At 57.6% G+C, this 25412-nt stretch carries 15 protein-coding genes; 4 read left to right on the top strand and 11 right to left on the bottom strand.

Translation table 11 applies throughout. From position 1 onward, the window contains the following. Positions 1-27: 27 nt before the first annotated feature. From DBAC_RS17675 to nifJ, 8 genes are all read right to left on the bottom strand, one after another. Complete coding sequence (locus tag DBAC_RS17675) at positions 28-2565, bottom strand: PAS domain S-box protein (RefSeq protein WP_167320913.1); 2538 nt, start codon at positions 2563-2565, stop codon at positions 28-30. A 127-nt stretch (positions 2566-2692) separates the two neighbouring features. Continuing rightward, a complete protein-coding gene (locus DBAC_RS05350) occupies positions 2693-4069 on the bottom strand; it encodes a YdgA family protein (protein ID WP_015773261.1) in 1377 nt (458 codons plus the stop codon). A 197-nt stretch (positions 4070-4266) separates the two neighbouring features. Next, the gene (locus tag DBAC_RS05345) at positions 4267-5472 is read right to left on the bottom strand and encodes an acetate kinase (RefSeq protein WP_015773260.1); all 1206 of its coding nucleotides are present in this window, start codon (positions 5470-5472) and stop codon (positions 4267-4269) included. A gap of 10 nt (positions 5473-5482) precedes the next feature. Next, a complete protein-coding gene (gene pta / locus DBAC_RS05340) occupies positions 5483-7585 on the bottom strand; it encodes a phosphate acetyltransferase (protein WP_015773259.1) in 2103 nt (700 codons plus the stop codon). A 216-nt stretch (positions 7586-7801) separates the two neighbouring features. Beyond that, positions 7802-9091 (bottom strand): (Fe-S)-binding protein, encoded by a 1290-nt coding sequence (locus DBAC_RS05335; protein WP_015773258.1) that lies wholly within the window; start codon positions 9089-9091, stop codon positions 7802-7804. 2 nt (positions 9092-9093) lie between these two features. Continuing rightward, complete coding sequence (locus DBAC_RS05330) at positions 9094-10482, bottom strand: FAD-binding oxidoreductase (protein WP_015773257.1); 1389 nt, start codon at positions 10480-10482, stop codon at positions 9094-9096. An 87-nt stretch (positions 10483-10569) separates the two neighbouring features. Next, the gene (locus DBAC_RS05325) at positions 10570-12282 is read right to left on the bottom strand and encodes an L-lactate permease (RefSeq protein WP_015773256.1); all 1713 of its coding nucleotides are present in this window, start codon (positions 12280-12282) and stop codon (positions 10570-10572) included. A gap of 80 nt (positions 12283-12362) precedes the next feature. Then, positions 12363-16010 (bottom strand): pyruvate:ferredoxin (flavodoxin) oxidoreductase, encoded by a 3648-nt coding sequence (nifJ, locus tag DBAC_RS05320; RefSeq protein ID WP_015773255.1) that lies wholly within the window; start codon positions 16008-16010, stop codon positions 12363-12365. A gap of 845 nt (positions 16011-16855) precedes the next feature. On the opposite strand from nifJ, the gene DBAC_RS05315 reads away from it, so the two are divergent. Next, positions 16856-17059, top strand: coding sequence for a hypothetical protein (locus DBAC_RS05315; RefSeq protein ID WP_015773254.1), 204 nt, complete (start codon positions 16856-16858; stop codon positions 17057-17059). Here DBAC_RS05315 and DBAC_RS05310 read toward each other — a convergent pair. The 3 genes from DBAC_RS05310 to DBAC_RS05300 form a co-directional block, all read right to left on the bottom strand. Further along, the gene (locus DBAC_RS05310; protein ID WP_015773253.1) at positions 17056-18453 is read right to left on the bottom strand and encodes a sigma-54-dependent transcriptional regulator; all 1398 of its coding nucleotides are present in this window, start codon (positions 18451-18453) and stop codon (positions 17056-17058) included. The two genes, DBAC_RS05315 and DBAC_RS05310, sit on opposite strands and share 4 nt — an antisense overlap. Continuing rightward, positions 18453-21419 (bottom strand): hybrid sensor histidine kinase/response regulator, encoded by a 2967-nt coding sequence (locus DBAC_RS05305; RefSeq protein ID WP_167320912.1) that lies wholly within the window; start codon positions 21417-21419, stop codon positions 18453-18455. The genes DBAC_RS05310 and DBAC_RS05305 overlap by 1 nt, the downstream gene beginning before the upstream one ends. A gap of 481 nt (positions 21420-21900) precedes the next feature. Continuing rightward, positions 21901-22779 carry an NAD(P)-dependent oxidoreductase gene (locus DBAC_RS05300; RefSeq protein ID WP_015773251.1) on the bottom strand — a complete coding sequence of 293 codons (879 nt, stop codon included), beginning with the start codon at positions 22777-22779 and terminating at the stop codon, positions 21901-21903. A 199-nt stretch (positions 22780-22978) separates the two neighbouring features. Between DBAC_RS05300 and DBAC_RS05295 the strand changes: the two genes are divergently transcribed. The 3 genes from DBAC_RS05295 (at position 22979) to DBAC_RS05280 (ending at position 25411) form a co-directional block, all read left to right on the top strand. Further along, a complete protein-coding gene (locus DBAC_RS05295) occupies positions 22979-23296 on the top strand; it encodes a hypothetical protein (RefSeq protein ID WP_015773250.1) in 318 nt (105 codons plus the stop codon). A gap of 572 nt (positions 23297-23868) precedes the next feature. Next, complete coding sequence (locus DBAC_RS05285) at positions 23869-24516, top strand: response regulator (protein WP_015773249.1); 648 nt, start codon at positions 23869-23871, stop codon at positions 24514-24516. Positions 24517-24631: 115 nt separating this feature from the next. Continuing rightward, positions 24632-25411, top strand: a complete 780-nt coding sequence (locus DBAC_RS05280; protein WP_015773248.1) for a response regulator — start codon at positions 24632-24634, stop codon at positions 25409-25411. Position 25412 lies beyond the last annotated feature (1 nt).

The following is a 25412-nucleotide window of genomic DNA, read 5'->3' as shown; positions in this document are numbered from 1 at the left end:
CCCGCGATGCAAGCCCCGGCACTCGAGTCAGGAGACCGTGACCCTCTCACGGGCGAGCGGAACGATGCCGCTCAGTGCGGCGGACAGGCCGGCCATGGAGACCGGCTTGGAGAGATATCCGCTCATGCCCATGGCCAGAAAACGCTCCCGGTCACCGGACAGGGCGTAGGCGGTCAGGGCGATGATGGGGACGTCCGGGTCGATGCCGGACAAAGCCCTGCGGCGGATCATGCGCGTGGCCTCGGTACCGTCCAGGCCGGGCATCTGGATGTCCATGAGGACGCAGTCGTAGGGCGCAAGGCTCAGGAGTTCCAGGGCTTCTTGCCCGTCATGGGCGCAGACGGCTGTATGGCCGAGCTTCTCCAGGAGCTTGACGATCATGAGCTGGTTGACGCTGTTGTCCTCGGCCACCAGAATTCGCAACCCGGATCCGGCCACGGGGCAACAGGTCTGCTCGAAGGCGCAAGGCAGCTCCTCCGTCGGCGCCTGCGAGCAGATCCCGACTTTCACGCTCACCGTCAACGTGGTCCCCTCCCCGGGAGTACTGTCGAGGCGGACCCTGCCGCCCATGAACCCGACGATGCGCTTGACGATGGACAGTCCCAGTCCCGTGCCCGAACCACGGGTCTTGGGCGCCGTGGAGGCCTGGACGAAGGGCTCGAAGAGCGCTGCCTGCTGGTCCAGCGGAATGCCCACTCCAGTGTCGGCCACACGAATTTCCATCTGCCCCCTGTTGCCCGTCTGGAATGGCATCGAAAGGCTGATGCGTATCTCCCCCGCGAGCGTGAATTTCACTGCGTTGCCCACGAGGTTGTAGAGGATCTGGCGAATCCGCACCTGATCCGCATGGATGAACACGGGCATGTCCGCATCGGTCTCGACGATCAGCTCCACCCCCTTGCTGCGGGCAGGGAAGCGGAAGGTCTCGCCGACGCTCTGGACTAGGGCGTGCACGTTGAAATCCACAGGCGCGAGTTCAAACTTCCCGGACTCGATTTTTGACAGGTCGAGAATGTCGTTAATGACTGCCAGCAAACCTTCGCCCGAATTCATGGCCACATCGAGGTACTGGCTGCGCTCGGCGTCCAGGTCGCCCATGCGCACGAGCTGCAGCATGCCCAGCAGACCATTCAGCGGGGTGCGGATCTCGTGGCTCATGTTGGCCAGAAACTCGCTCTTGGCCTGATTGGCCACCTCGGCCTGCTTCTTGGCGGCTTCAAGCCGGAGCTCGGCCTCCTTGCGTTCGCTGATGTCGCGGGCAATGCACAGCACGGCCTGCTTCCCTTCGTGGCTGAAGAGCTTGGCGCTGACCTCCACGGGGAAGAACCGTCCGTCACGCGAGACATGGCGGGCATCGTACACGGCGCAGCCGTCGCTGCGCAGCCGCCGCTGCAGCTCGCCGGCGTGCTTGAGCTCGTAGAGATGAGTCATGTCCCTGGGTCCCAGACGCAGCAGTTCCTCCAGGGAATAGCCCAGGGCAGCGCAGCCCTGGACGTTGGCGTCGCGGAAGAGGTCGAGCCGACCCTCCGGATCAAGGCCCACCACGTACATGGCGTCACTGGCGGTCTCGAACAGCACCCTGTAGCGCTCCTCGTTCTCCTGCCGGGCCTGACGCACCAGCATCCTGTCAGTGATGTCCGCGCAGGCCCCGAGGACGACCTTGCGGCCCTGGAACTCCACCAGGGCCGGAACATACTCGACCCAGCGCACGGTGCCGTCCTTGCGGCGAATTCTGAACTCGGACCGCCCGATGGCTTGCCCTACGGAGCCCGGAGTACTCTGGTCGACTACGCCGCGATGCTCGGGGTCGACGATCTCCCGGATCATCATGCCCATGAGCTCGTCGAGCCCGTATCCGGTTGCTGCCTCGACGGCCGGGTTGGCGTAGAGAACTCGCCCGTCGTCGAGGAGCAGCACGCCCATGGAGGAATGTTCCGTCAGCGTCCGGAAAAGGTATTCGCTCTCGTTGAGCTTCTCCATGAGCGCGTCGTTGCGCAGCTGCAGCAGGGTGTACCTGGCGAACTGGCGGTTGGTCCTGAAGGCCATGATGAACATCATGGCGGTGAAAATGAAGAATAGCAGGGCCATGCCCCGGAAGAACGGATCTCCGGCCTGGGTCATCAGAATGATCTGCATGGGCAGCGCCTGGGGGATGGCGAAGAGCACAAAGTTGGGCAGCAGGTGGGCGAGGTAGACGGCCGCACCCGTCAGCGTCCCCCCTACGAGGAGGATGTGGAAAGCCTGTCCCAGAGGGGGGAGCTTGGCGAAAAACAGGGGAGCCGACAGCCCCCAGATGATCCCGGAGCACAAGGTGCCAAGGGCCAGAACCCGCGACCATTGCACCACGGACAGCCGCGCACGCAGCCGGTGGAAGAAGAACACGACGAGCAGACGCGGAACGGAGAAAAGAACGAGGGCGCCATACCACAACAAGAGCTCGAAGGTCGGCAGATGGCCGTAGAGAAATGCCAGGAAGAGGCTCCCGTTGAACACGTTCGCAGCTATGGAAACCCGCGAGTTGGTGACGAGAAATTCCAGCTGCCGCTCCCGAAGTTTTTCGAGCATGCGCGGATTCTCGGGTATAAATGCTCCCTCAGAGGCCTCGTTCAGGATCATTGCGTCCACCTGTGCCTGTGTCCGTAAGGTATGTAAGAATCGGCATCCTTGAAGAAGCTTCGTGTCAGTCCGCTTGTCAGAAAAGGGGCATGTCCTGACCGTTCACAGTCAACCTGCCCTGGGAGAACATGGCCTGGGTCTTGATGCTGCCGTCTTCGCGCACGATCAGATTGCGTGCCAGCAGCGGCTCGATCTGCTCAGCGTAGCGCTGCTGCACCACGGTCTCAAGATCTCCTTCAACGTGCTCTTTTTCCAAAGCGATACGCAACAGGCCCTTGAGCAGCTCCTCATGCGCGGCCATCTTCGCATCGGCTTCAAGATGCTGCAGCAACAACAGGGGATTGAGCGTCGTATCCGCGACCGGGGACAGCAGCTTGACTGAAAATGCACCCGTGAATTCACCCATGGGCGTGGTCACCTGCAGGAGCGGCATATGCAGCTCCGGCTTTCCGGCCAGTATTTTGGTGAACAGGCCTGCATAGAGTTCGCCGACCTGATCAAAAAATATTTCTGAATCCGTATCGGTCATGGAGTGGTAGAGTTGCTGCAGGCTGATCTGGAATTCGCTCATGGCTGCCGCGTCGATGTTCTTGCCAGCCAGTTCGCAGGAAGCCGGACCATAGGTCGCCCCGCTCACGCTTACGCTTTCGACGCCAAGGACCTGCGCGTAATTATAGAGAGAACCGTCACAGCTGCTGTTGGAGGAAATGCGCAGATTCCTGACGCGGACCGCGTCCCCTTCCGCCGGGATGAAGTTCATGGCCGAAATGCCGGCGTCAACCTGCCCTGCATAGACAAGCGGCAGGACCTCGACCAGATCGAAATCGGACGACAGGGCCTCAAGTTCCATGGTGCCGTCCCCGGTCTTCACCATCAGGCTCGGCATGGTCACCTCGCCGCGCACGGAGCGGGTCAAGGGAACATATTCGCCCTGCAGGGCAAGACCGCCCCAGACGACATGTTCGCCATCGATGGTCCGGTCGATGGCGGGAACGAGCACATCGCCCGCGACCTCGCCGTCAAAACCGACAAGGACTTCCGACGTGGCCTGCGCCAACTCGGGAATCCGGCTGAAAAGGCCCTGCGACATTTGGTCTGTGGCCAAGGGTTCGACAGTGCTGACAACCCGCATAAGTCCCGGCTTGCGAAAAAAGTCCGCGCCCTCGCCGGTCAAGGGACCATGGCGCAGGTCATGGCTGACGACAAAACTCACTGTCTCATTTGCGTTTGAATCGGCCAGCCCCTCGGGGACTCTCAGCTCGACCACGGTCTGCGCCGTGGAGGTGAAAAAGCCGCGCTCGTAGCTCTGGTTGGCAAGTGAGAAAAAGCCATACCGCTCATATTTCTCCAAAGCTGAAAAATACTGTTCCCGAGCCTGGCCTCCGAACATGTATGCGGCTCCCGCATAAGCTCCAAGGGCAAGGACGATCAAAAAAAACAAAAACTTTTTCACTCAGCCTCCAGGCGTACTCCGCCCAAAATTGTCACCATTCAACGCCACATGCTACCTGCTGGCACAACATGCTGAAGAAAACAACTCATATCAAGCACTTCCCAGCGCGGCCAAAATCAAGCCGCAGGCCTTGAAACAAAATGACCCCCCTGGAAACAGTTTCCAGGGGGGTACAAGGAGGGGGAGGGACTTTTTTTCTACTTCAGGACGCTTAACGTGGCCTTGGCGATGGCCAGCTCCTCGTTAGTGGGGATAACGAGGATGGCAACCTTGCTGCCGTCCGCCTGTACCGCCGTGGCGACTTTCTTGCGTCCGGCGTTGCGGGCGGGATCGATGCTGATACCCAGATGCTCGAGATTTGCGCAGACACGGGCGCGGACAATCTCGTCATTCTCGCCGATGCCGGCGGTGAAGACCAGAGCGTCCAGGGGACCGGTCACGGCGTAGTAGGCGCCGATGTATTTCTTGATGCGGTAGACAAACATGTCCACGGCCAGGGCAGCCTTCTTGTCGCCCTTTTCCGCCGCGGCGTGGATGTCGCGCATGTCGTTCATGCCGCAGATGCCCTTGAGGCCGCTCTGCTTGTTCAGGATGGAGTCGACCTCATCCATGGAGAGACCCTTCTCCTTCATGAGAAAAGGAAGGATAGCGGGATCGATGTCGCCGCTGCGGGTGCCCATCATAACCCCCGCCAGAGGGGTCAGGCCCATGGAGGTGTCGATGCACTTGCCGCCGCGCACGGCAGCCATGCTGCAGCCGTTGCCCAGGTGCAGGGTGACCAGATTCACATCATCTTCGGCCTTGCCGAGCATGGCGGCCGCCTGCTGCGCGACATAGCGGTGCGAGGTGCCGTGGAAGCCGTAACGGCGGATTTTCAGTTCTTCATAGAGCTCGTAGGGGATCGGGTACATGAAGGCTTCGGCCGGCATGGTCTGATGAAATTCGGTGTCGAACACGGCCACCTGCGGCACACCGGCGAAAAGCTCGCGGGCGACCTCGATGCCGACCAGGTTGGCCGGATTGTGCAGGGGGGACAGGTGGCAGTTTTCGCGGATCTTCTCGACCACATCGTCATCGATGAGCGTGCTCTTGAACAGGGTCTCGCCGCCCTGGACAACGCGGTGCCCGATGGCGTCGATTTCAGCGGAGGACGCAATGACGCCCGTGTCCGCGCCGGTGACCAGCTCGACCACGGTGTGCATGGCCGCGCGATGGTCGGGGAAAGCCACTTCGCGCTCGACTTCGGCCTCACGCTCGGTGCCCGGCCAGGACTTCTGGCTGACCTTGCCCATGGCGTCGCCAATGCGCTCCACCAGGCCGGTGGTCATGACCACGCCGCTGTCCATGTCGAGAAGCTGGTATTTGAGGGAGGAACTCCCGGAATTGACTACAAATATCTTCATAATATCCTCGCTATATTAAACCTTTTTCGGCCTGGGCCTGAATGGCCGTGATGGCCACGGTGTTGACGATGTCGGCGACGGAGCAGCCACGGCTCAAATCATTCACGGGCTTGTTGAGACCCTGTAGAACCGGCCCGATGGCCACGGCGTTGGCGGCGCGCTGCACGGCCTTGTAGGTGTTGTTGCCGGTGTTCAAATCCGGAAAGATGAAGACCGTGGCCCGGCCCGCGACCTGGCTGCCCGGCAGCTTCTTGGCGCCGACTTCGGGGTCGATGGCCGCGTCATACTGCAGCGGGCCTTCAAGAAGCAGGCTCGGAGCCTTTTCGCGAGCGATGCGGGTCGCCTCGATGACCACGTCCACGTCTCCTCCCGCCCCGGAATCGCCGGTGGAATACGACAACATGGCCACGCGCGGCTCAACTCCGAAAATACGGGCCGTCTCGGCAGAGTTCAGGGCGATCTCGGCCAGTTGCGGCGCAGTGGGGTTGGGATTCACGGCGCAGTCGCCGAAAACCAGGACACGGTCTTTCAGGCACATCAGGAACACACTCGACACGATGGACGCGCCGGGCTTGGTCTTGATGATCTGGAAGGCCGGACGAATGGTGTGGGCTGTGGTATTGATGGCGCCGGAGACCATGCCGTCGGCCTGGCCCTTGTAGACCATCATGGTGCCGAAATAGGTCGGGTCGACCATGCAATCGCAGGCCACTTCCTTGGATACGCCCTTTTTCTTGCGCAAATCCATGAAGGTGGAGACATAATCGTTGTAATCGGGAGAAACGCCCGGGTCGACGATGTTCACGCCGGTCAGGCTGAGACCGAGCTGTGACGTCATGGAAGCGATGGACTTGGGGTCGCCCAGAATCGTCAGGTCGACCACGCCGCGACGCAGCAGGATATCGGCGGCACGCAGGATGCGGTCATCGCCGCCTTCAGGCAGAACGATATGCTGTTTGTGCTTCTTGGCCTTCTCGATGAGGCCGTATTCGAACATCTGCGGAGTGACCTTGGTCGATTTGCGGGTGTCGAGGCGCTGGCGTAGCTCATCCGTGGCCACGTTCTCTTCGAACACGCCGAGGGCCGAGGCGATCTTCTTCTGATCGCCCGGCTCGATCTTGCCGTACATGTTGTAGAGGCGGCGCGCGGTCTGGAAGGTGGCCTCCTTGCCGAGCAGCACGGGCACGGGCACGCCGGTCCAGCCCTCGATGAGCCGGTCCACGCTCTTGCCGGGACGGATGCCGCCGGTCAGCAGGATGCCGGAAATGTCGGGATAGGACGACGACTGCCGCGAGGCCAGGCTGCTGACGACGATGTCCGAGCGGTCGCCGGGGGTGACGACGAGGCTGCCGCGTTCAATGTAATTCAGGAAATTTTCGATCTGCATGGCGGCCACGACGATATCGTCGACCTGCGCGCCCAGATTCTCCTTGCCATAAAGCACTTCCGCCCCGACCCACTTCATGACGTCGCCCACCGTGGGCTTGCCCAGAATGGCCACCTCGGGGATGATGTAGAGCAGGGTGTCCGGCTTGTTCATGGACTTCTTGAGGGCGATACGCAGTGCTTCGCGGTCCGGAACGTCGGTGCGGTTGATGACCACGCCCAGAATGTCCACGGCCTTGTCGGCGAAAGATTCCACCGCAAGCTTGGTCGAGCTTATGATCTCGTGCTCGGTCTTCTGACAGGCGTTGGATATGACCAGGAGCGGACTGCCCAGATTGGCGGCGATGTCTGCGTTGATGTCGAACTCGAACGCGGGGCTCGTTCCTTCGAAATCCGTGCCTTCGAGCAGCACGAAATCGCACTTGCTCTCCAGTTCCTTGTATTTGTTGATGACCTTTTCAATGAGCAGGGAGTGCTGGCCCGCGTTGACCAGTTCCTTGGCCTGCTGCATGGTCAGCGCGTAGGTCTCGCTGTACTGCAGGCCCAGATAGAACTGGGACAGGACAAGGTCGATATCGTGGTCCTTGCGGTCGGGAACATCATTGATGATGGGCCGGAAAAAACCGACCCGACGAATGTCGCGCAGGAGCATTTGCATGACGCCCAGAACGATGGCTGATTTTCCGCTTCGAGATTCCGTTGCCGTTATGTATAGATTTCTGGCCATAGTGCTTCCCTTGAAAGCCGGTTTCTTCTGGGGCGCGCACCGTGAGTGATTCGCGGCGACCCGTCAAATTGGTTGGTTACACAATCCGCTTATTTGTGAAAAAAAGAGAACGATTAGTCAATGCCTTTTTTTTACCGGAATTTCAACCAACTGCCTTATTAATCGAAAAGGCGCCGACGCCGGGGCCAAAGCCCTTTGCGCCGACGCCATGTCTTATTAAAGCGTTTCCGCGTAGATTTCCATGACGTGTTTGACTGCGATCTGATCCTTGTGCTGTGAAAGCATGTCGGAAATCTGCAGCATGCACGCCGGGCATCCTGTGGCCACTACCTGAGCTCCGGAAGCAACGATATTGTCCCGTTTCTGGTCGCCGATACTCTTCGATACGCTGTAGTGCTGCAGGTTGAAGCTGCCGCCGCAACCGCAGCAGCGGTCCGCATCGGCCATCTCAACAAGCTCCACGTTCGGGTTGGACTTCAAGAGCGCACGGGGCTGTTCAAAAACCTTCATGGATTTTTTGAGGTGACAGGGATCATGATACGTGACCTTGGTCCCGTGTCCGCTGACAGGCATGGAGACCTTCAGCACGTCAACCATGAACTGGTTCACGTCCATGACCTTGGCCGACATGGCCGCGATGCGATCCTGCATGCTCTGGGTCTTGTCCCCGGACATGAGCGGCCACAGTTCATGCATGGTCGCCGTGCAGGTCGCGCAGGCAGTGAGCAGATAATCGAAGTTCTCTTTTTCAAAGATCTCCAGATTACGCTTCACAAGCTTGTCAAAAGACCCCTTGTCGCCCGAAGCCAGAGCCGGGATACCGCAGCAAGCCTGCCCTGTCGGCATGTAGATGCCAACCTCATGATGCGTCAGAGCCTTGAGCACGGCCTGCCCGACATGCGGGAATATCTTGTCGATGACGCAGCCCGGAAAAAAGGCCACGCGGTATCCGCTCTTGCCAGGGCGGGTGTTGCGGGACGGCTCCAGCTTGCGCAAGGACTTCTTGGCCAGAGGCATGAAATGGCGGCCTTCGATGGCAGCCAGATCGATACGTGAACAGGACGATCCGATGACTTCGTTGGCGGGCTTGGTGAACACGCCCTGGAACTTGGAAGCCAGGTCCATCACGGAATTGAACACGCCGGGCTTGGTCAAAAGACCCTGGAAAATGGCCTTCTTGACTGCGGGCAAGCCCATGTACGTATTCACGATGACGCGGGCTTTCAGGAAGATGTCCAGCACTTTCACGCCGCTGGGACAGTTGGCCGCGCATGAGCCGCACAAGAGGCACATGTTGAGCTTTTCCTGAACGCCTTCGGGGTCCTTGATCATTTCATGGGACAGGTTTTCCAGGAGCGCGATCTTGCCCCGGGCCACATCCCCCTCATTCATGGTTTCGGCAAACACCGGGCATACCGCCTGGCACATGCCACACTTCATGCACGCGACCATCTGGTCGTCGAGTTCATGCAGCATTTTGGCCAGTTGATGTACGTCTGCAGTCATGACTAGCCTCCGATGATTTTGCCGGGATTGAGCAGGTAATTGGGATCCACTGCTTTCTTGAGCCTGCGCGAGTAAATGATGGTCGCCTTGGAGGTTTCCTTCTCCAGCCACTTGGACTTGGCCGTACCGATGCCGTGCTCGCCGGACAGGGTGCCGCCCAGAGACAGGGCCACGTCGAAGATCTCGTCAACGGCCTGCTCCACGCGATGGAATTCTTCCTTGTCACGCTTGTCGGTCAGGATGGTCGGGTGCAGGTTTCCATCACCGGCATGGCCGAAGGTCCCGATCTGCAGCTTGTACTTGGCGCCGATATTGTTGATGGCCGTGATCATGGCCGGGATCTGGCTGCGCGGCACGGTGGCGTCTTCGAGCACGGTGGTCGGACGGGCGCGGGCCAAAGCGGGCAGCGCGTTGCGGCGGGCTTCCCAGAGCTTGTTCTTCTCGGCGGCGTCCTTGGCCATCTGTACACGGCGAGCGCCGTGCTTCTTGCAGATTTCGACCACTTTCTCGGCGTCGTCCTCGACTAGGGCGATATGCCCGCCGTCGACCTCGATCAGCAGAATGGCTGCGGCGTCGCGCGGCAGGCCGGCCTTGGTGAAGTCTTCGACGTAGTTGATGGTCGCATTGTCCAGAAGCTCAAGGGTGCAGGGTACGATCTTGTTGGCGATGATGGCCGCGACCGTTTCGGAAGCCTTGGCGATGTCGTCGAATTCGGCGAGCATGGCCTTGGAGGCGACTGGCGGCGGAACGAGCTTCAGGATGATCTCGTCGAAGACGCCAAGGGTCCCTTCGGAACCGACCATGAGCTGGGCGATATTGAGGCCCGTGACGCATTTGACGGTCTTGCCGCCGGATTTGATGTATTCGCCCTCGGCGTTCCAGAAATTGACGCCCATGACGTAGTCTTTGGTCACGCCGTATTTGAGTCCGCGCAGGCCGCCGGCGTTCTCGCTGACGTTGCCGCCCAGGGTGGAGACAGCCTGGGAGCCCGGATCCGGCGGATAGAACAGGCCGCGTTTGGCCACTTCGGCCGCAAACTTGGCGGTGACCACGCCGGGCTGAACCACGGCGTAGAGGTCCTGTTCGTTGATTTCCAAAATTTTATTGAGACCGTTGGTCAGAATGACGACGCCATGTTCCTTGGTGGGAATGGTGCCGCCGCTCAAGTTGGTGCCGGCGCCGCGAACGGTCATGGGCAGCTTGTTCTCGTTGCACAGAGCCACGGTTTTGCCCAGCTGCTCGCTGTTTGTCGGACGCAAAACCAGCTCCGGGATGACCGCGTCAAGCACTGCGGCATCGTATGAATAGGAATGCCGGTCGGACTCGCTCTCGAGGACATTTTCTTTGCCCAGCAGGTTTGTGAACTCAGTGAGCAGACTCGTCGAAATCATTATTCTCTCCTTGCGTGAGATTCTTATGGATTCTCATGAAATGCGGTCCCGAAAGCCTTGCGCGAACCTTCGGGACCGCCTGGTAACTTAGAACAGGTGAGGCAGGAAGACAAAGCTCATCAAAGTGGCGATGATGCCCACGACAATGCCGTAGAGCATGAAGGGCCAGAAGGTGCGCTTCAAGATCATGCCTTCGCGGCCGATGAGGCCGGTCACGGCGCAGACAGCCACGATGTTGTGGATGCAGACCATGTTGCCCATGGCGCCACCGGCGACCTGGGCGGCCACGATGATCTGACGGGGCAGTTCGAGCTGCTGGGCCACGCCCCACTGGAATTCCGCGAACAGAAGGTCGGAGACCGTGTTCGAGCCGGTGATGAACGCACCCAGGCCACCGACATAGGAGGCCAGCATCGGCCAGGCGTTACCCGCGAAAGCGGCAACGGTCTTGGCCATGGCCAGAGGCATGGAGGGGTAGTTGTTGGGGTTCAGGACGGCATCGGCAACACCGGAACCGCGGAAGATGGAAACCAGGGCCACGGCGGCAAACAGTGCGATGGTCGGAGCCTTCATCTTGACGAAGGATTCGGTCCAGGCCTGCTTGACGGCTTCGCCCTTCATGCCGTGGATCAGGATGGTCAGCAGCGCGACCAGCATGAAAGGAATGGTGCCGGGCAGGTACAGATAATCAATGGAGGCTGAAACGCCCTTGTAGCCGAGGATGTCGTTGAAAGGCAGCTTCTGGGCGGCCAGGACGGCCTTGAGGCCCAGTTCGGGGATACGGGTCACGACCAGGATGGCGCCGATCAGGATGTAGGGCAGCCATGCCTTGAACTGGCTCATGTGGGGCTTGAACTCGGTGTTGGTGGACGTGGCGATGGTGCCGGTCCAGTCAGAGTCCCATGTGGACTGCGGGCCGAAATCCCAGCTTTCCTTGGGCACGCAGAAACCGGCCTTGGCGCCGGCAACGATGATGCCCAGACCAACCAGACCACCGATCAGGGACGGGAACTCAGGTCCGACCAGCCAAGCGAAGGTCAGGTAAGGAACAATGAAGGCCACGGCGGCGAAAACACAGAACTGCCAGGCGGCAAAGCCTTCGCTCCAGGACTTGTTCTTGCCGAAGAAGCGGGTCAGAAAGCCGAGCATGAAGATGGGCAGGATGAAGATCATGGGACCGTACATGACGGTAACCCACTGACCGATGACCTTGGCGAAGGAACCGAAATCGGTGAAGTTCAAACCGACGGTGCCGGCCTCGACCGCGCCTGTAGCCAACGGTCCGAGGAACTTCAAGCCGACCAGGATGGGTGTTCCGACCGCGCCGAAAGATACGGGGAAGGAGTTGAAGACCAGGCAGATGACCGCTGCGGCCAAGGGCGGGAAGCCCAGGGACAGCAAGAGCGGAGCGGCCAGGGCGGCAGGCGTGCCGAAACCGGCCGCGCCTTCGATGAAGGCCGCGAACATGAAGCCGATGATGATGGCCTGGATGCGCTTGTCACGGCTGATGCCCTGCATGCCGTACTGAATGGTTTCCATGCCACCTGAATATTTCAGGGTGTACAGGATGATGATCGCGCCGAAGACGATGATCAAAACGCCGATGGCGACCACAATACCCTGAAGCGACAAGGCCGCGACATAACCGACGGGCAGATTCCACGCGAGAATTGCGCCGAGGACACACACAAGCCACGCAAGGGGCATGGCTTTCGTAGACGGCCAGCGCATGCCGACCATCAGAACAAGAGCCACCAGAATGGGCAACAGAGCCACCATTGCCAAGACAGTAATTGACATATCTCCCTCCAATAAAACTGATGAATGGACCGCCGGCCCGAAAGGGACCCCACCCTTTCGGGCCGGCAGCTTGCCTTTACCTATTTGCCGGCGCGGCCGTCATCGCAGGGCAAGCCGGGCTTATTCGCCCCCGCATGCTCCGCCGTCGCCGTCAATGTACAACCCTCGCCCGCCGCAGCAGATACGGTGACAGGAGCGGAAGCCGCCTTGCCCGCCGTGGGCTCCTGCTTGGCAAGGTACTCGTACATTTCAAAACGCTGCAGATAATCCTGCTCGATCTGGGTCCGCAGTCTCTTGGAGTCTTCGGGCGCGATCTTTTCGAGCAGAGCGTATCTGTTTTCGCTGGCCAGGAATTCCTGGATGCTTCCGTCCGGAGCCTTGGAGTCCAGGATAAACGGATTCTTGCCCTCTTCGGACAACAAGGGGTTGAAGCGGTACAGCGGCCAGTAGCCGGACTGTACGGCCAGCTTCGATTCGAGCTGGGTCTTGCCCATGCCTCTGCGAAGCCCCTGGTTGATGCACGGAGCGTAGGCGATGATCAGGGACGGTCCGGGGTAGGCTTCCGCTTCGCGCAGGGCCTTGAGGAGCTGCTGCTTGTCGTAGCCCATGGAAACCGTGGCCACGTAGACATAGCCGTAACTCATGACCATGCGTCCGAGATCCTTCTTCCCTGTCCGCTTTCCTGCGGCAGCGAATTTGGCGATGGAACCAAGCGGAGTCGCCTTGGAGGACTGTCCGCCAGTGTTGGAGTACACTTCCGTGTCCATCACCAGAACGTTGATGTCTTCGCCAGAGGCCAGAACATGATCCAGCCCGCCATAGCCGATATCGTAAGCCCATCCGTCACCGCCGAAGATCCAGAAGGAGTTCTTGGCGAACAGCTCTTCGCGCTCATAGATGGCGTCGAGCAGTTCGTCGCGGTGCATGAAGGCCAGGATGTCACGAACGTTGTCGCCGTATTCCTTGCATTTTTCGGCGTTGGCGCGATTTTCGAGCCAACCCTTGAAGGCTTCGGCCAGATCTTCGGGCAGTTCGCCTTCCAGGGCCTTGGCGACCAGGTCGGCCAGCTTGGCCTGACGCTGGGCATAAGCCATCTGGATGCCGTAGCCGAATTCGGCCGCATCCTCGAACAGGGAGTTGCCCCAGGCAGGACCATGACCATCGGCGTTGACCGTGTACGGAGTGGTCGGAGCGGAAGCGCCCCAGATGGAGGAGCAGCCCGTGGCGTTGGCGATGATCATGCGCTCGCCGAAGAGCTGGGTCATGACTTTTACATACGGGGTCTCGCCGCAACCGGCGCAGGCGCCGGAGAATTCCATCAGCGGCTTCTGGAACTGACTGCCCTTGACGGTGTCACGGCGGGTCAGGTTGTCCTTGAAAGGAACGGTGACCGAGAAGTCGTAGTTGGGCACTTCGCGTCCGGTCTGGGTCTCCAGGGGCTTCATGACCAGGGCGGTGTTCTTGGCCGGACAGATGTCGGCGCAGTTACCGCAGCCCATGCAGTCCAGGGCGTTGACCTGGATGCGGAACTTCATGCCCTTGAATTCCTTGCCGATGGCGTCGAGGGTCTCGAAGGTCTCGGGAGCGTCGGCCATCTCTTCTTCGGTCAAGAGCACGGGGATGATGGCCGCGTGCGGGCAGACAAAGGAGCACTGGTTGCACTGGATGCAGTTGGCTGCGATCCATTCGGGCACGTTGATGGCCACGCCGCGCTTCTCGAACTGGGAGGTGGCCACAGGGAACAGACCATCGGGCTCGAAAGCGGAGACAGGCAGGCTGTCGCCCTTCTGGGCCAGGATGGGACGCATGACGTTCTTGACGAAATCAGGCACATCCTGATCCGTTGCGCATTCGCAGGCGGCGTCGGCCCAGGCGGCCGGAACCTTGATCTCGATCAGATTGGCGGAGGCCTGATCCACGGCGGCGATGTTCATGTTGACGATCTTGTCGCCCTTCTTGCCGTAGGCCTTCTTGATGGCCTTCTTCAAGAGAGCCACGGCCTCTTCGAAGGGCATGACGTTGGCGAGCTTGAAGAAAGCGGTCTGCATGACCATGTTGATGCGGTTGCCAAGGCCGGCTTCGGCCGCGATCTTGACCGCGTCGATGTTGTAGAACTTGAGGTTCTTCTTGGCGATGGTGCGGCGCATGGATGCGGGTAGTTCCTTCTCCATGTCCTCGGCGGTCCAGTTGGAGTTCAAGACGAAGGTGCCGCCGTCCTTGATGCCGTCGAGCACGTCGTAGGTGTGCACATAGCTGGCCTTGTGGCAGGCAATGTAGTCTGCGGCGTTGACCAGATACGTGGACTGGATGGGCTCCTTGCCGAAACGCAGGTGGGACACGGTGATGCCGCCGGACTTCTTGGAGTCGTAGGCGAAATAGCCCTGGGCGTACATGTCGGTGTTGTCGCCGATGATCTTGATGGCTTCCTTGTTGGCGCCGACGGTGCCGTCGGAGCCCAGGCCCCAGAACTTGCACTGCACGGTGCCGGCCGGGGTGGTGTCGGCGAAGGCCGGCACGTCGAGGGAGGTGTGGGTCACATCGTCGTCGATGCCGACGTTGAAGTGATGCTTGGGCTGAGCGACCATCATGTTGTCATACACGGCCTTGACCATGGCCGGGGTGAACTCCTTGGAGCCGAGGCCATAGCGGCCGGCGACGATCTCGGGCATTTCGCCGCGTTCCATGTAGGCGGTGCAGATGTCCTTGTAGAGCGGATCGCCCTTGGCGCCGGGCTCCTTGGTGCGGTCGAGCACGGTGATGACGGAAGCCGTGGCGGGCAGAACCTGCAGGAAGTACTCGGGCAGGAACGGACGATACAGGCGGACCTTGACCAGGCCGACCTTCTCGCCCTTGGCCAGGAGGTGGCGCACCACTTCCTCGATGGTTTCACAGGAAGATCCCATGGCCACGATGACGCGCTCGGCCTGCGGGTGGCCGACATAGTCGAAAGGCTTGTAGGAACGGCCAGTGATGGAGGTGACCTTCTTCATCTGCTCGACCACGATGGAAGAGAGCTGATCGTAGTAGACATTGGAAGCTTCACGGCCCTGGTAGTAAATGTCCGGATTCTGGGCGGTGCCGCGAATGGACGGATTGGCCGGGCTCATGGCGCGCTCGCGGAATTCGGCGATGGCCTCGTGATTGACGACCTTCTTGATGTCTTCGTAGTCGATGACTTCGATCTTCTGAATTTCATGGGAAGAACGGAAGCCGTCGAAGAAGTGCAGGAAGGGGATGCTCGATTCAATGGAAGACAGGTGCGCGACCAGAGCCAGATCCATGCATTCCTGCACGGAGCTGGAAGCCAGCATGGCGAAACCGGTCTGGCGACAGGCCATGACGTCCTGATGATCGCCGAAGATGGACAGGGCATGCGCGGCAACGGCGCGTGCGCTGACATGGAAGACGCCGGGAAGCAATTCGCCGGAAATCTTGTACATGTTCGGGATCATGAGCAAAAGGCCCTGGGAACAGGTAAAGGTGGAGGTCAGCGCGCCACCGGCCAGGGAGCCGTGCACCGCACCGGCAGCGCCGGCCTCGGACTGCATCTGGCGAACCATGACCTTCTGATCAAAAATATTGAGTCGCCCCTGCGCGGCCCATTCATCAGCGATCTCTCCCATGGTCGAGGACGGGGTGATCGGATAAATTGCTGCCGTGTCGCTCATCGCATAAGCGATATGGGTGACGGCGGTATTTCCATCCATGGTTTTCATATTTTTAGCCATGTATCTTCTCCTAAAAGCCAAGTTGTTGTTTTCAAGCGATTTCGCAACGTTTCTCGTGCTTCGGCTCGCTTTAAACAAGTTTTGTGCCACTCAACAAAAACTACCTAACCAATTGAAATAAAGAAAACTTATGAGACACTGATCATATTTGTCATAGCCCCCCTTCCGGTTTGTCTGAAAAAAAAGACAATATATATTTTTCCGTGGAAATAGCACGTTAGTTCGGGAATGCAAACATACAACTTCAATCCGGTTAACGCGCTTAAATGGCTGGTTAATGGTCAAAAAAGAGAATTTCAAACCGGCGTCCATTTTTCCGGACAAAAGAAATCGGCTTCCCTCAATAATGCGATCTCCGAACAAAGATTGCCCCACACTTCCACGATTCACGCCTTTCCCACCCCTCAACGGGGGATCGCCTGAGGTGTCAGGCCCATGTTTCCGTCCGATTTTCCGGACACGAACTGATCTTTTAAGTGTATTACAATTTGGTTGACTAAACAACCATTTTTCTTCAGTCTCGATTCAGAGTCGTCATGCGGGGCTCTGGACAGCCTCGATTCCGGGAACCACAGCTGTTTCAAAATTGCACAAATCGTATCATCCTGACGCGTCCGGTGTTTCAAATGTGCACAATAACGCAGATGAAACAGTGCGCTCCGAAATCGATACGAGGAGGCAGTTCTCGACGGCAACGTATTGGAAAAACGAGTTTATTCCAGCGTCACAAACTGCGGAAACACCAAACCACACAGGCGTTGGCAGCAATTTTGCACATCAAAGTAACCAAGCAGCTTGCCAAGAAGGCTAAAACTGCTATATATAGAGTTAATGGGAGGTCTAACATGAAAGGAAAAAGCATAACAAAAAATGGCGTGATTCGAGGATTGTCGCAAAACGAAACGATGCAGTTGTCACAATTGCTGACATCCATGCAAAAGCAACGCATCAACGACGGCGACAGCGTCCTGGTCAAGACGGAATATATTGTTGATTCCTGGAAAGAATACTGGCTCGGAAAAGAGCAGGACGAAGAACAGGACTATTAGGCTTCGATATCGTGCTTTTTGAGCATGGCGTAAAGGTGCGACCTGGAAAGCCCTGAAACAGCCAGCATCTTCTGAATATCCTTGCCGTGGCTGCCCACGAGCCGAAGCAGGTATTCCCTTTCCTTGGACGTTTTGAAGTCCTTCAATGTGGGCAGGGCCTCCTCCACTTCATCCAACGCATCCTCCGGCCCCGCTTCCCCATCAGCTCTCCCTTTACCCAGTTTGGTCTTGGCGACCCGAATACGCACTGCCTGGGGCAGGTGCTGGGCATAGACCGTTTTCTCGGCCCCCGACAGCACGAACGCCTGTTCAATGGTATTGAATAGTTCGCGTACATTGCCGGGCCAGTCGTATCGCTTGAGCATCTCGACCAGCTCCGGATCCATCTCCTTGATCGGTATGTTTCTTTGCCGGCACAGTTTGTCGATATGGTGGCGAGCCAGGATGATCACGTCCTCCTCGCGTTCGCGCAAGGCGGGCAGATGCAGCTGGATGGTGTTGATGCGATAGAACAGATCCTGCCTGAATTCACCGGCCTTGACCATGACCGCAAGGTCACGGTTCGTGGCCGAGATGAGCCTGAAATCACTTTCCAGTTCCTGGTTTGAACCCACCGGCCTGAAGCGGCGCTCCTGCAGGACACGCAAGAAGGTTTTTTGCGCCGAAAGCGGCAACTCCCCGATTTCATCCAGAAAAAGCGTACCCTGATCCGCCAGCTTGACCAGCCCTGTCCTGTCGCGCGCCGCGCCGGTGAACGAGCCTTTGGTATGGCCGAAAAGAATGCTCTCAAGCAGGGATTCGGTCAGGGAGGCGCAGTCGACGACAACAAAAGCCCGCGCCGAGCGCAGACTGTTGCGGTGGATGGTGCGGGCCAGCAGCTCCTTGCCGGTTCCCGTCTCTCCGGTGACCAGTACGGTGGAGTCCGACCCGCTGGCCTGGGCAATGCGTTCGTAGCATTGGCGCATGACGCTGCTCTCCCCCACCACGTCTTTCAAATCCAGAGCCATTGCCTGGCCCATGGCTTTTTTCTCCTGACGGTACGCCAGGGCGCGATTCAGGGTCTCTTTAATCTGCTTGATGGGCGAGGGTTTGACCAGATAGTCCCAAACCCCGCCCTGGATCGCCAATTCAGCGCCGTCGGGATCGCCCTGGCCCGTCAATACGATCACATCGGGCGGAGCTTCGTGGTTGCGAATCTGGCCCAGCGCTTCCAGGCCGTTGCCGTCGGGAAGACGCACATCGAGAAAGACAAGGTCGAACTCCATGCGTCCCAGATAGGCCAGCCCGTCCTTCAAGGTATGGGCCGCGAGGCACTCGTGCCCAAGACGCAAATTCAGGCTCTGCAGCGTCTCGCAAACCTGCGGATCATCGTCGATAATGAGTATCCTGGCCATTATGCTTCCTTGTCCAGAACATCGCGGATGGCGCGTCCGAGCATGTCCTTATTGTACGGTTTACTCAGGAAAAATTTGATGTTTCCGGCCTGGCCCAGAAATTCCTCGGCCTGCTTTCTCCCGGAAACCATGATCACCGGCAAATCAGGCCGACGCTCTTGCAAAATTCCTGCAACATCGAAGCCGTTCATGCCGGGCATGTCAAAATCCGTAATGACCAGATCAAAAGGCAAGCCCTCCTCGCAAAGAGTGAAGACGGCTTCGGCAGGATTCTGAAAGGAATGCACTTCATAGCCGAGCTGCTCAAGAACACGGGGTATGAGCAGCAACTGGTCCTCGTCGTCCTCGATGAAGGCCAGCCTCTCATTGCCCATGGCCAGAGCGCCCGCACACTCGCCGGGCAGGAGGCACAGCTCGTTCATGGTCGGCAGCAGGATGTCGAAGCGGGTGAAACCCGCAGTGCTGACGAGCCTGATTTCGCCACCATGGTTGCGCACGATTCCATGCACCACGGCCAGCCCCAGGCCGGTCCCCTCGCCCTTGCCCTTGGTGGTGAAGAACGGATCGTAGATCTTGTCCTGGATATCCTCGTCGATGCCGGGACCGTCGTCTTCGATACACAGCCTGCTGTAGACTCCCGGGACAAGATTGCCGAGCTGCGCGTCATCGCGGTCCAAGATCATTTTGCTCAAGCGGATGGAAATATTGCCGCCGCCCTCGCCCAAAGCCTGAAATGCGTTGGTCGCAAGGTTCATGACGATCTGATGAACCTGTGTCGGGTCGGCCAGGCAGAGCGGCAGGTCGTCTTCAATTTCGGCCAGGACCGTGATGTTGCGCGGCATGGACACGCGAATGAGGGCCACGGCTTCACTGACGACCTCACGCAGGTCCGTGGGCAGAAATCCTTCCTGGGTTGGCCTGCTGAAAGTCAGAATCTGCTTGATCAGACCGCTGCCGCGAACAGCGGCCTTGAGAGAGCGCTCCAGATCCTTCCAGTTCAGGCTGTCTTCGGGGATATCTTCCATGGCGAGTTCGGTAGAGTTCATGATCGATGTCAATATATTATTGAAATCATGGGCGATTCCTCCGGCTAGAGTGCCGATCGCCTCCATTTTCTGAGACTGTAGCAGCTGTTTTTCCAGGTTCATGGTCTGGGTAATGTCCTCGGCAGTGCTGAGGATACCCACCACCTCCCCGTGCGGTCCGTGCAGGGGCACCTTGTTGACCAGCAGCCACATGTTCTCGCCGGCCAGGTTGCGCGTCTCCAGACGCAGTCGAAATCGCGGCTCGTCGGTCTCGACCACTTCCTGGTCGAGCCTGGAAATCTGCTCCACCTCATGGGCATAGCTCACAACCTCGGCGTACTTCTTGCCGTAAATGACCGAAAGTTCGGTCTGGCCGACATGCGCCAGAAAATTTCGATTCGCGCCGATGATTCTCAATTCGCGATCCTTCCAGTGCACAAGCTGGGGGATGGTATCAAGGACCAGCTGCAACATGGCCTCGGATGCGGCCAGAGCCAGCTCCGCAGCCTTGCGGTCCGTGATGTCCTCCACGAATCCCTCGAAATGGCAGAAATCGTCATTGCATCCGCGCACGGCACGGGCGTTCAGATTGGCGGTAATGATTTCGCCGGCACGGGTGCGGAAAAGAACCTCGAACTCCACACTGCCTCTGTTTTGCTGGTAGAGGTCGACAACCCTCTCCCGATCGCTTTGCTGAAAATACAGGGACGAGATATTCGGATTGCCCGCGATCAGCGCTTCCGGGCTCGCGTAGCCGAGCATCCTGGCCAGGGCAGGGTTTGCGACCATCCAGGAGCCATCGGGCGTGGTCTGAAAAATGCCCAGGGCCGAATTTTCGAAAATGGTGCGGTATTTTTCCTCGGCTGCGCGCAGATCGTCCTCGGCTTTCTTGCGATCGGAGATGTCGTAGATGACGCCGACTATCCCGGCATTCTCACCCTGGGCGTCGGCGTAGGTGGCCTTGTGCAGCACCGCCGGGCGCAACGTGCCGTCGCCGTGCCGGATCTGGGCCTCGTAGGAATCCATGCGCAGGTCGAGCAGGGGCGCAAAACGCGTCTCGACCAGCGCCAGCTCCTGGGACTCGAAACCCTTGTCATGCTCCCAGCTGACCCCGAACCAGTGCTCGAACGCCCGGTTTATTCCAGCGATGGCTCCGCTGCGGTCCGTGAAATAGATGGGGATGGGCAGCGTATCCATGAGGGTGCGCAGAAACGAGAGCTGGTTCTTGATCCGCACCTCGATCTGCTTGCGCTCCCAGATGTTGATCACCAGCAGGATGAGCACCAGCGACAAGATGACCAGACTTATGATGATGGTCCAGAACTGGTGCCTGTTGATGGAATAGAACGGGGAAGGCTCGTTGATGAGGATGCTGCCTTCGGGCAACAGGTTCTGATTGATGCCCAGGCGCATGAGGACGCGGTAGTCGAACTTGGGCGGATCGTCCGGACTGATGGATATTTCAATGTCGGCCGGGGATTCGCCGTCCAGAATGCGCAGCCCCATCTCCGCCACGGCCTGGCCGTGGCTGAATCCGCTGATCATCTTTCCACCCACCATGCCGTGGCCGAGCAAAAACTCCCAGGCGCTGTAGAGCGGCACGCCCGTTTCCCGCCATACTATTTCAAGCAGATCCTGGGCCGAATACACGGCCTCGCCCACATCCTTGTAAAAGGGGATGAAGAAAAAGATGCTGTCGGCAGAAGCGAAACGCACTTTTGCCACCAATTCGTCGAGAGTGAACTCATCCAGAAATTCGACCTCGATCTCCTTGGGCAGGCCGGGAACCTGCGCCCGGACCTGATTGGCAATGGCCACCCCGGTCATGCTCTGATCACCGATGACCACCAGGCGCTTCTTTCCCGGATGAAATTGAAGCGCCAGTTCGATATTCCACGGCACTTCGAATTCTTCCAGCACTCCGGTCATGCGTGAACGCATGGGCACCTGCCCAGCCTCCACGTCATTGATTCCGCAAAAAACGATGGGAACATTGGGAAAAAGATCCTCGCCGTGCTCTGAAATAAATTCATAAGCATTATTGTCAGAAGTGACGATAAGATCAAAATGCGTCGTTTTGAACTTAAACTTATAGTAATTAAAAAGTATTTCATTAATTTTTTCTCCAGAGTATCTCTTCGAATCCATATATTCTATCTGAAGATAAATATTCTTCCCGCTACTCCTGAATTTTTCGCGCACGCCATCGAATATACTATCGGACCATTCATATCCGTTATGGTAAGAATTTATGTACAATACATTAATCTTTTTTTCATCCTGACCAAAAGCATGAGGGATGAATAAAAACATGAGCAGACAAAAAAATATATTCCGCACGCGATCTCCAAAAAGTTCAATGCAAAAATTGAAACGGTTCGTCAAAGATATATGGATCTTTGACGAACCGTTTCAACAAAATCTATCTTACAGCGTTTAAATTCTTCAACGCGATATAGAGAGCCTGAGTGCCCATGTTTTCCAATCCCTGCGCCATGGCCGCGATATAAAGCTGTTCGACCAGGGCAAGGCCGGGCAAGGCGATGCCCATTTTGCGGGCTTCGGCCAGGGCGATACCCATGTCCTTCACGAAGTGCTTGATGAAAAAGCCCGGATCATAGTCATCCTTGGCGATCCGACGACCCAGGTTGTTGATGGACCAGGACCCGGCCGCCCCGCTGCCGATGACGTCGATGACGTCGTCCACGTCCAGACCGGACTTCACGGCGTAGAGCAGGGATTCCACAACTCCGATCATGGTCCCGGCGATGAGAATCTGGTTACTCATCTTGGTGTGCTGACCGGCACCGGGAGCGCCCATGAGGCGGATGTTCTTCCCCATCTTCTCGAACAGGGGCAGGGTCCGGTCAAATGGCTCCTGCTCACCGCCGACCATGATGGCCAGGCTTGCGCCGCGCGCACCGAGATCGCCGCCGGAGACCGGAGCATCCAGAGCGGCCACTCCACGAGCCCGCGCCGCCTGATAAATCTCCGTGGCCAGAGCCGGCTCGGAGGTGGTCATATCCACAAGCACCGCCCCTGGCGCGGCCTGATCCACAAGCCCGCCCTCACCCAGATACACGGCTCTCACATCGGCCGGATAACCGACGATGGTGAACACGAATTCCGACCCCTTAGCGACATCGCCAGGGGTGTCGCACCACTGCGCTCCAGCGGCGATGGTGCTTTGGCCGGAAGCCTTGGTGCGCGTATGGACCTTGACCTCATGACCTGCCGCAAGCAGGTGACCACACATGGAACGCCCCATGACACCGATTCCGACCCAGCCTATTTTGCTCATGATTCCTCCAGAGTTAATTCAAACTATGTGCAATTCTCAAACCAAAACAGCCATCCGCCGCAAGCCGGAGGCATTCACATAAAACTGAAAATTCGAGTGTACTGCAATTTCAGCAGAAAAAAAATTATTTGCCAAAGCAAAAAAACATACTTATAAGGAACGATTATTTCGGATTCAAATTAGACCATACGAGGATGCCATGATCTGCCAGAAATGCGGAAGCGACAGTGTCACCGATGAAACCATCTCCTACCAGATGGAATGCCGTAACCACCTGTTTTGCTTCGAAGATGTTCCAGCCCCCAAATGTTCCGAATGTGGACATTTCATCATAACACAGGAAGCGATGGGCATCATGCTGACCAAGATCGAGCAGTTGTCGCAAAAAGCCACCATATCCTATCACAGGTGCAGATGGCCCAAATCCCAGCTTATCGACGAACAGGACCAGCAGGATGTCGAAATCCAGGTCGCTGCGGAACTTGTGGAAACAATCAATAAAAGTTCACGCAAATAACTCATTGCGATCCTCCCGAAAAAAGCCGCCCCTCGCGGCTTTTTTTTTGGACTTGCCACCGCCCAAAGTCAAACCCTCCGCAATGCCGAACCTGGTGGCAAATGTGATGCCGCCCTCGTGCTATGCACAGTTTTTTCCTGGCCACGAACGCTATCTGCGTACGAAGGATAACCAGACCGGTACCTGCGTCCTCGGCAAGGCCCCACTCAGCGTACCTATCCATCCTTATGGACAAAATCATTTAATACGCCCGCATTCGTCCCGCCCTGAATTCCGCAATCCATCTTCACACGCGAAAAAGAGCCTAAGCATCTGTAAGTAAAAAATACTGCGCGATGTCTATTAAAATAAAGAGGAGAACTCATTAATAGGCGCTGTAAAAATCTTAGGTAAAAATGCGTCCCCCCCCCTTGGAGAAGGAATTTACGCATTTCCAACCACCTGAAAAAAAAAGGGGGCGCCCTGATGGAAACACGTTTGCCTACCCATGCGGGGGCGCTTGTTTGCGGGCATGGCTTTTCGCGATTGAAAAGACAAGGCGCAACCCGGACAAAAACATAAGGAACACGCCCATGACAAAAAAAAGAATTCTACTGGTCGAGGACGACCATCTGCTGCGGATGGGGCTCAAATCCATGATCGACCTGCATGGCGAGTACGTGATCGACGATGACGTCGCCAATGGAAAAGACGCGCTGCGATCATTTAAAATGAAAAAGCAGGACGTGATTCTGCTTGATTTGCGCCTTCCGGATATTCCCGGTACGGAAGTTCTGCAAAGGATCAGGCAAATCGAGCCGAGCGTGAAAGTCATTGTACTCACAGCCAGCGACGACAACGACTTCATCTTCGAGGCACTGGAACATGGCGCCAATGCCTATGTTCTGAAAGGGGCGAACCCGGATGAACTTTTCCTGGCCGTGCACTATGCCCTGGAGGGCGGTCTGTTTATCAGTCCTCATCTGGCCAAGGTTATTGTCCGGGACTACCTTCTTGTGAACCGGCAACGCAAAGCCCTGCCGCCCATGAAAAACCTCACCGCCCGCGAAAAAGAAATTGTTAGGCATATCATAGATGGCTGGAAAAGCAAGGAAATCGCGGAATCACTCTTCATCAGCATAAAGACGGTGGACAAACACCGCTCCAACATTCTGGGCAAGCTCGGCATCAACAGCAGCAACCAGTTGCGCCACGGGAGTCTTTTCTTGCCGGAAGACTAAGACGACGTGGCACGCATTTGAATGAACCGGATCTTCAACAACCTGAACAGTCGAACCCCGTAAAACGACTCCTGCAAGAACAATCGCGGGGCTTCCCGAACAGAAAGGCGTATCAATGCACGAAAGCAATTTGTCCTGTCCCCGAAAAACGGTCCTTTTGGTTGATGATGACGAAATATGCCGCTGCGTCACCTCCGAAATTCTGGAAAACCTTGGGGTTACGGTCCACCATGCTGCGGACGCTGGTCGGGCGATATGCCTTGCAAAAGCAAATCACTACGACCTGATCCTGCTCGACCTGTACATGCCCTCCATGAACGGCATAGACCTCGCGAGGCTCCTGCAGGAAAGCGGCGCCGCCGCGGAAGATAGAATTTTTCTGCTGACGGGTGAAGAACCGGAAGCCGTATTGAAAAAAATACAGGCGGGAAACACGCTTCGAATCTTTCACAAGCCCTTGGACAAAGCTCAGGTCATGTCTTTCTTCTCCACCCAAAAAAATGAAGAACTGCCCGAAGCGGTCACTGCTCAGACCGTAAAAATCAAGGGCTTTGACATGTCTTTGGCCCTGGCTAATTTCCTGGGGAACGAATCCGCGTTTTTCAGCATCTTGCGTGAGTTTCCCCGCTACGGTGCGACTTTCATCTCCGACTACTCATCCTATTTGAAGGCCAAAAACATCAAGGAATGCCTGCGCCTCGCACACAGCCTCAAAGGGTCATCACTCATGATCGGCGCTACCGAGATAAACAGGGTGGCAAAAGAACTCGAGTCGGCATGTTACTCTGCCTCAGACGTGCAGCGCATCGAAGAAGCCTACAAAAAAATTGAAGCCAAAATCCTTGAAGCTTCGGAAAGCGTCAAAAATCACTTTCAGCATCACGGCAACCCATAAA

Origin of the sequence: Desulfomicrobium baculatum DSM 4028 (assembly GCF_000023225.1) — a bacterium.
GTDB classification, from domain to species: domain Bacteria; phylum Desulfobacterota; class Desulfovibrionia; order Desulfovibrionales; family Desulfomicrobiaceae; genus Desulfomicrobium; species Desulfomicrobium baculatum.
Note: the sequence above shows the minus strand (reverse complement) of the source record. Positions and strands in the feature narration are given on the sequence as shown.

Excerpts from the sequence above, each read along its gene's own strand:
- DBAC_RS05295 (WP_015773250.1), top strand. The coding sequence starts at position 22,979 with ATGATCTGCCAGAAATGCGGAAGCGACAGTGTCACCGATGAAACCATC.
- DBAC_RS05335 (WP_015773258.1), bottom strand. The coding sequence starts at position 9,091 with ATGACTGCAGACGTACATCAACTGGCCAAAATGCTGCATGAACTCGAC.
- DBAC_RS05280 (WP_015773248.1), top strand. The coding sequence starts at position 24,632 with ATGCACGAAAGCAATTTGTCCTGTCCCCGAAAAACGGTCCTTTTGGTT.
- DBAC_RS05305 (WP_167320912.1), bottom strand. The coding sequence starts at position 21,419 with ATGCGTTCACGCATGACCGGAGTGCTGGAAGAATTCGAAGTGCCGTGG.
- nifJ (WP_015773255.1), bottom strand. The coding sequence starts at position 16,010 with ATGGCTAAAAATATGAAAACCATGGATGGAAATACCGCCGTCACCCAT.
- DBAC_RS05330 (WP_015773257.1), bottom strand. The coding sequence starts at position 10,482 with ATGATTTCGACGAGTCTGCTCACTGAGTTCACAAACCTGCTGGGCAAA.
- DBAC_RS05325 (WP_015773256.1), bottom strand. The coding sequence starts at position 12,282 with ATGTCAATTACTGTCTTGGCAATGGTGGCTCTGTTGCCCATTCTGGTG.
- DBAC_RS05315 (WP_015773254.1), top strand. The coding sequence starts at position 16,856 with ATGAAAGGAAAAAGCATAACAAAAAATGGCGTGATTCGAGGATTGTCG.
- DBAC_RS05310 (WP_015773253.1), bottom strand. The coding sequence starts at position 18,453 with ATGGCCAGGATACTCATTATCGACGATGATCCGCAGGTTTGCGAGACG.
- DBAC_RS05345 (WP_015773260.1), bottom strand. The coding sequence starts at position 5,472 with ATGAAGATATTTGTAGTCAATTCCGGGAGTTCCTCCCTCAAATACCAG.
- DBAC_RS05285 (WP_015773249.1), top strand. The coding sequence starts at position 23,869 with ATGACAAAAAAAAGAATTCTACTGGTCGAGGACGACCATCTGCTGCGG.
- DBAC_RS17675 (WP_167320913.1), bottom strand. The coding sequence starts at position 2,565 with ATGCTCGAAAAACTTCGGGAGCGGCAGCTGGAATTTCTCGTCACCAAC.
- pta (WP_015773259.1), bottom strand. The coding sequence starts at position 7,585 with ATGGCCAGAAATCTATACATAACGGCAACGGAATCTCGAAGCGGAAAA.
- DBAC_RS05300 (WP_015773251.1), bottom strand. The coding sequence starts at position 22,779 with ATGAGCAAAATAGGCTGGGTCGGAATCGGTGTCATGGGGCGTTCCATG.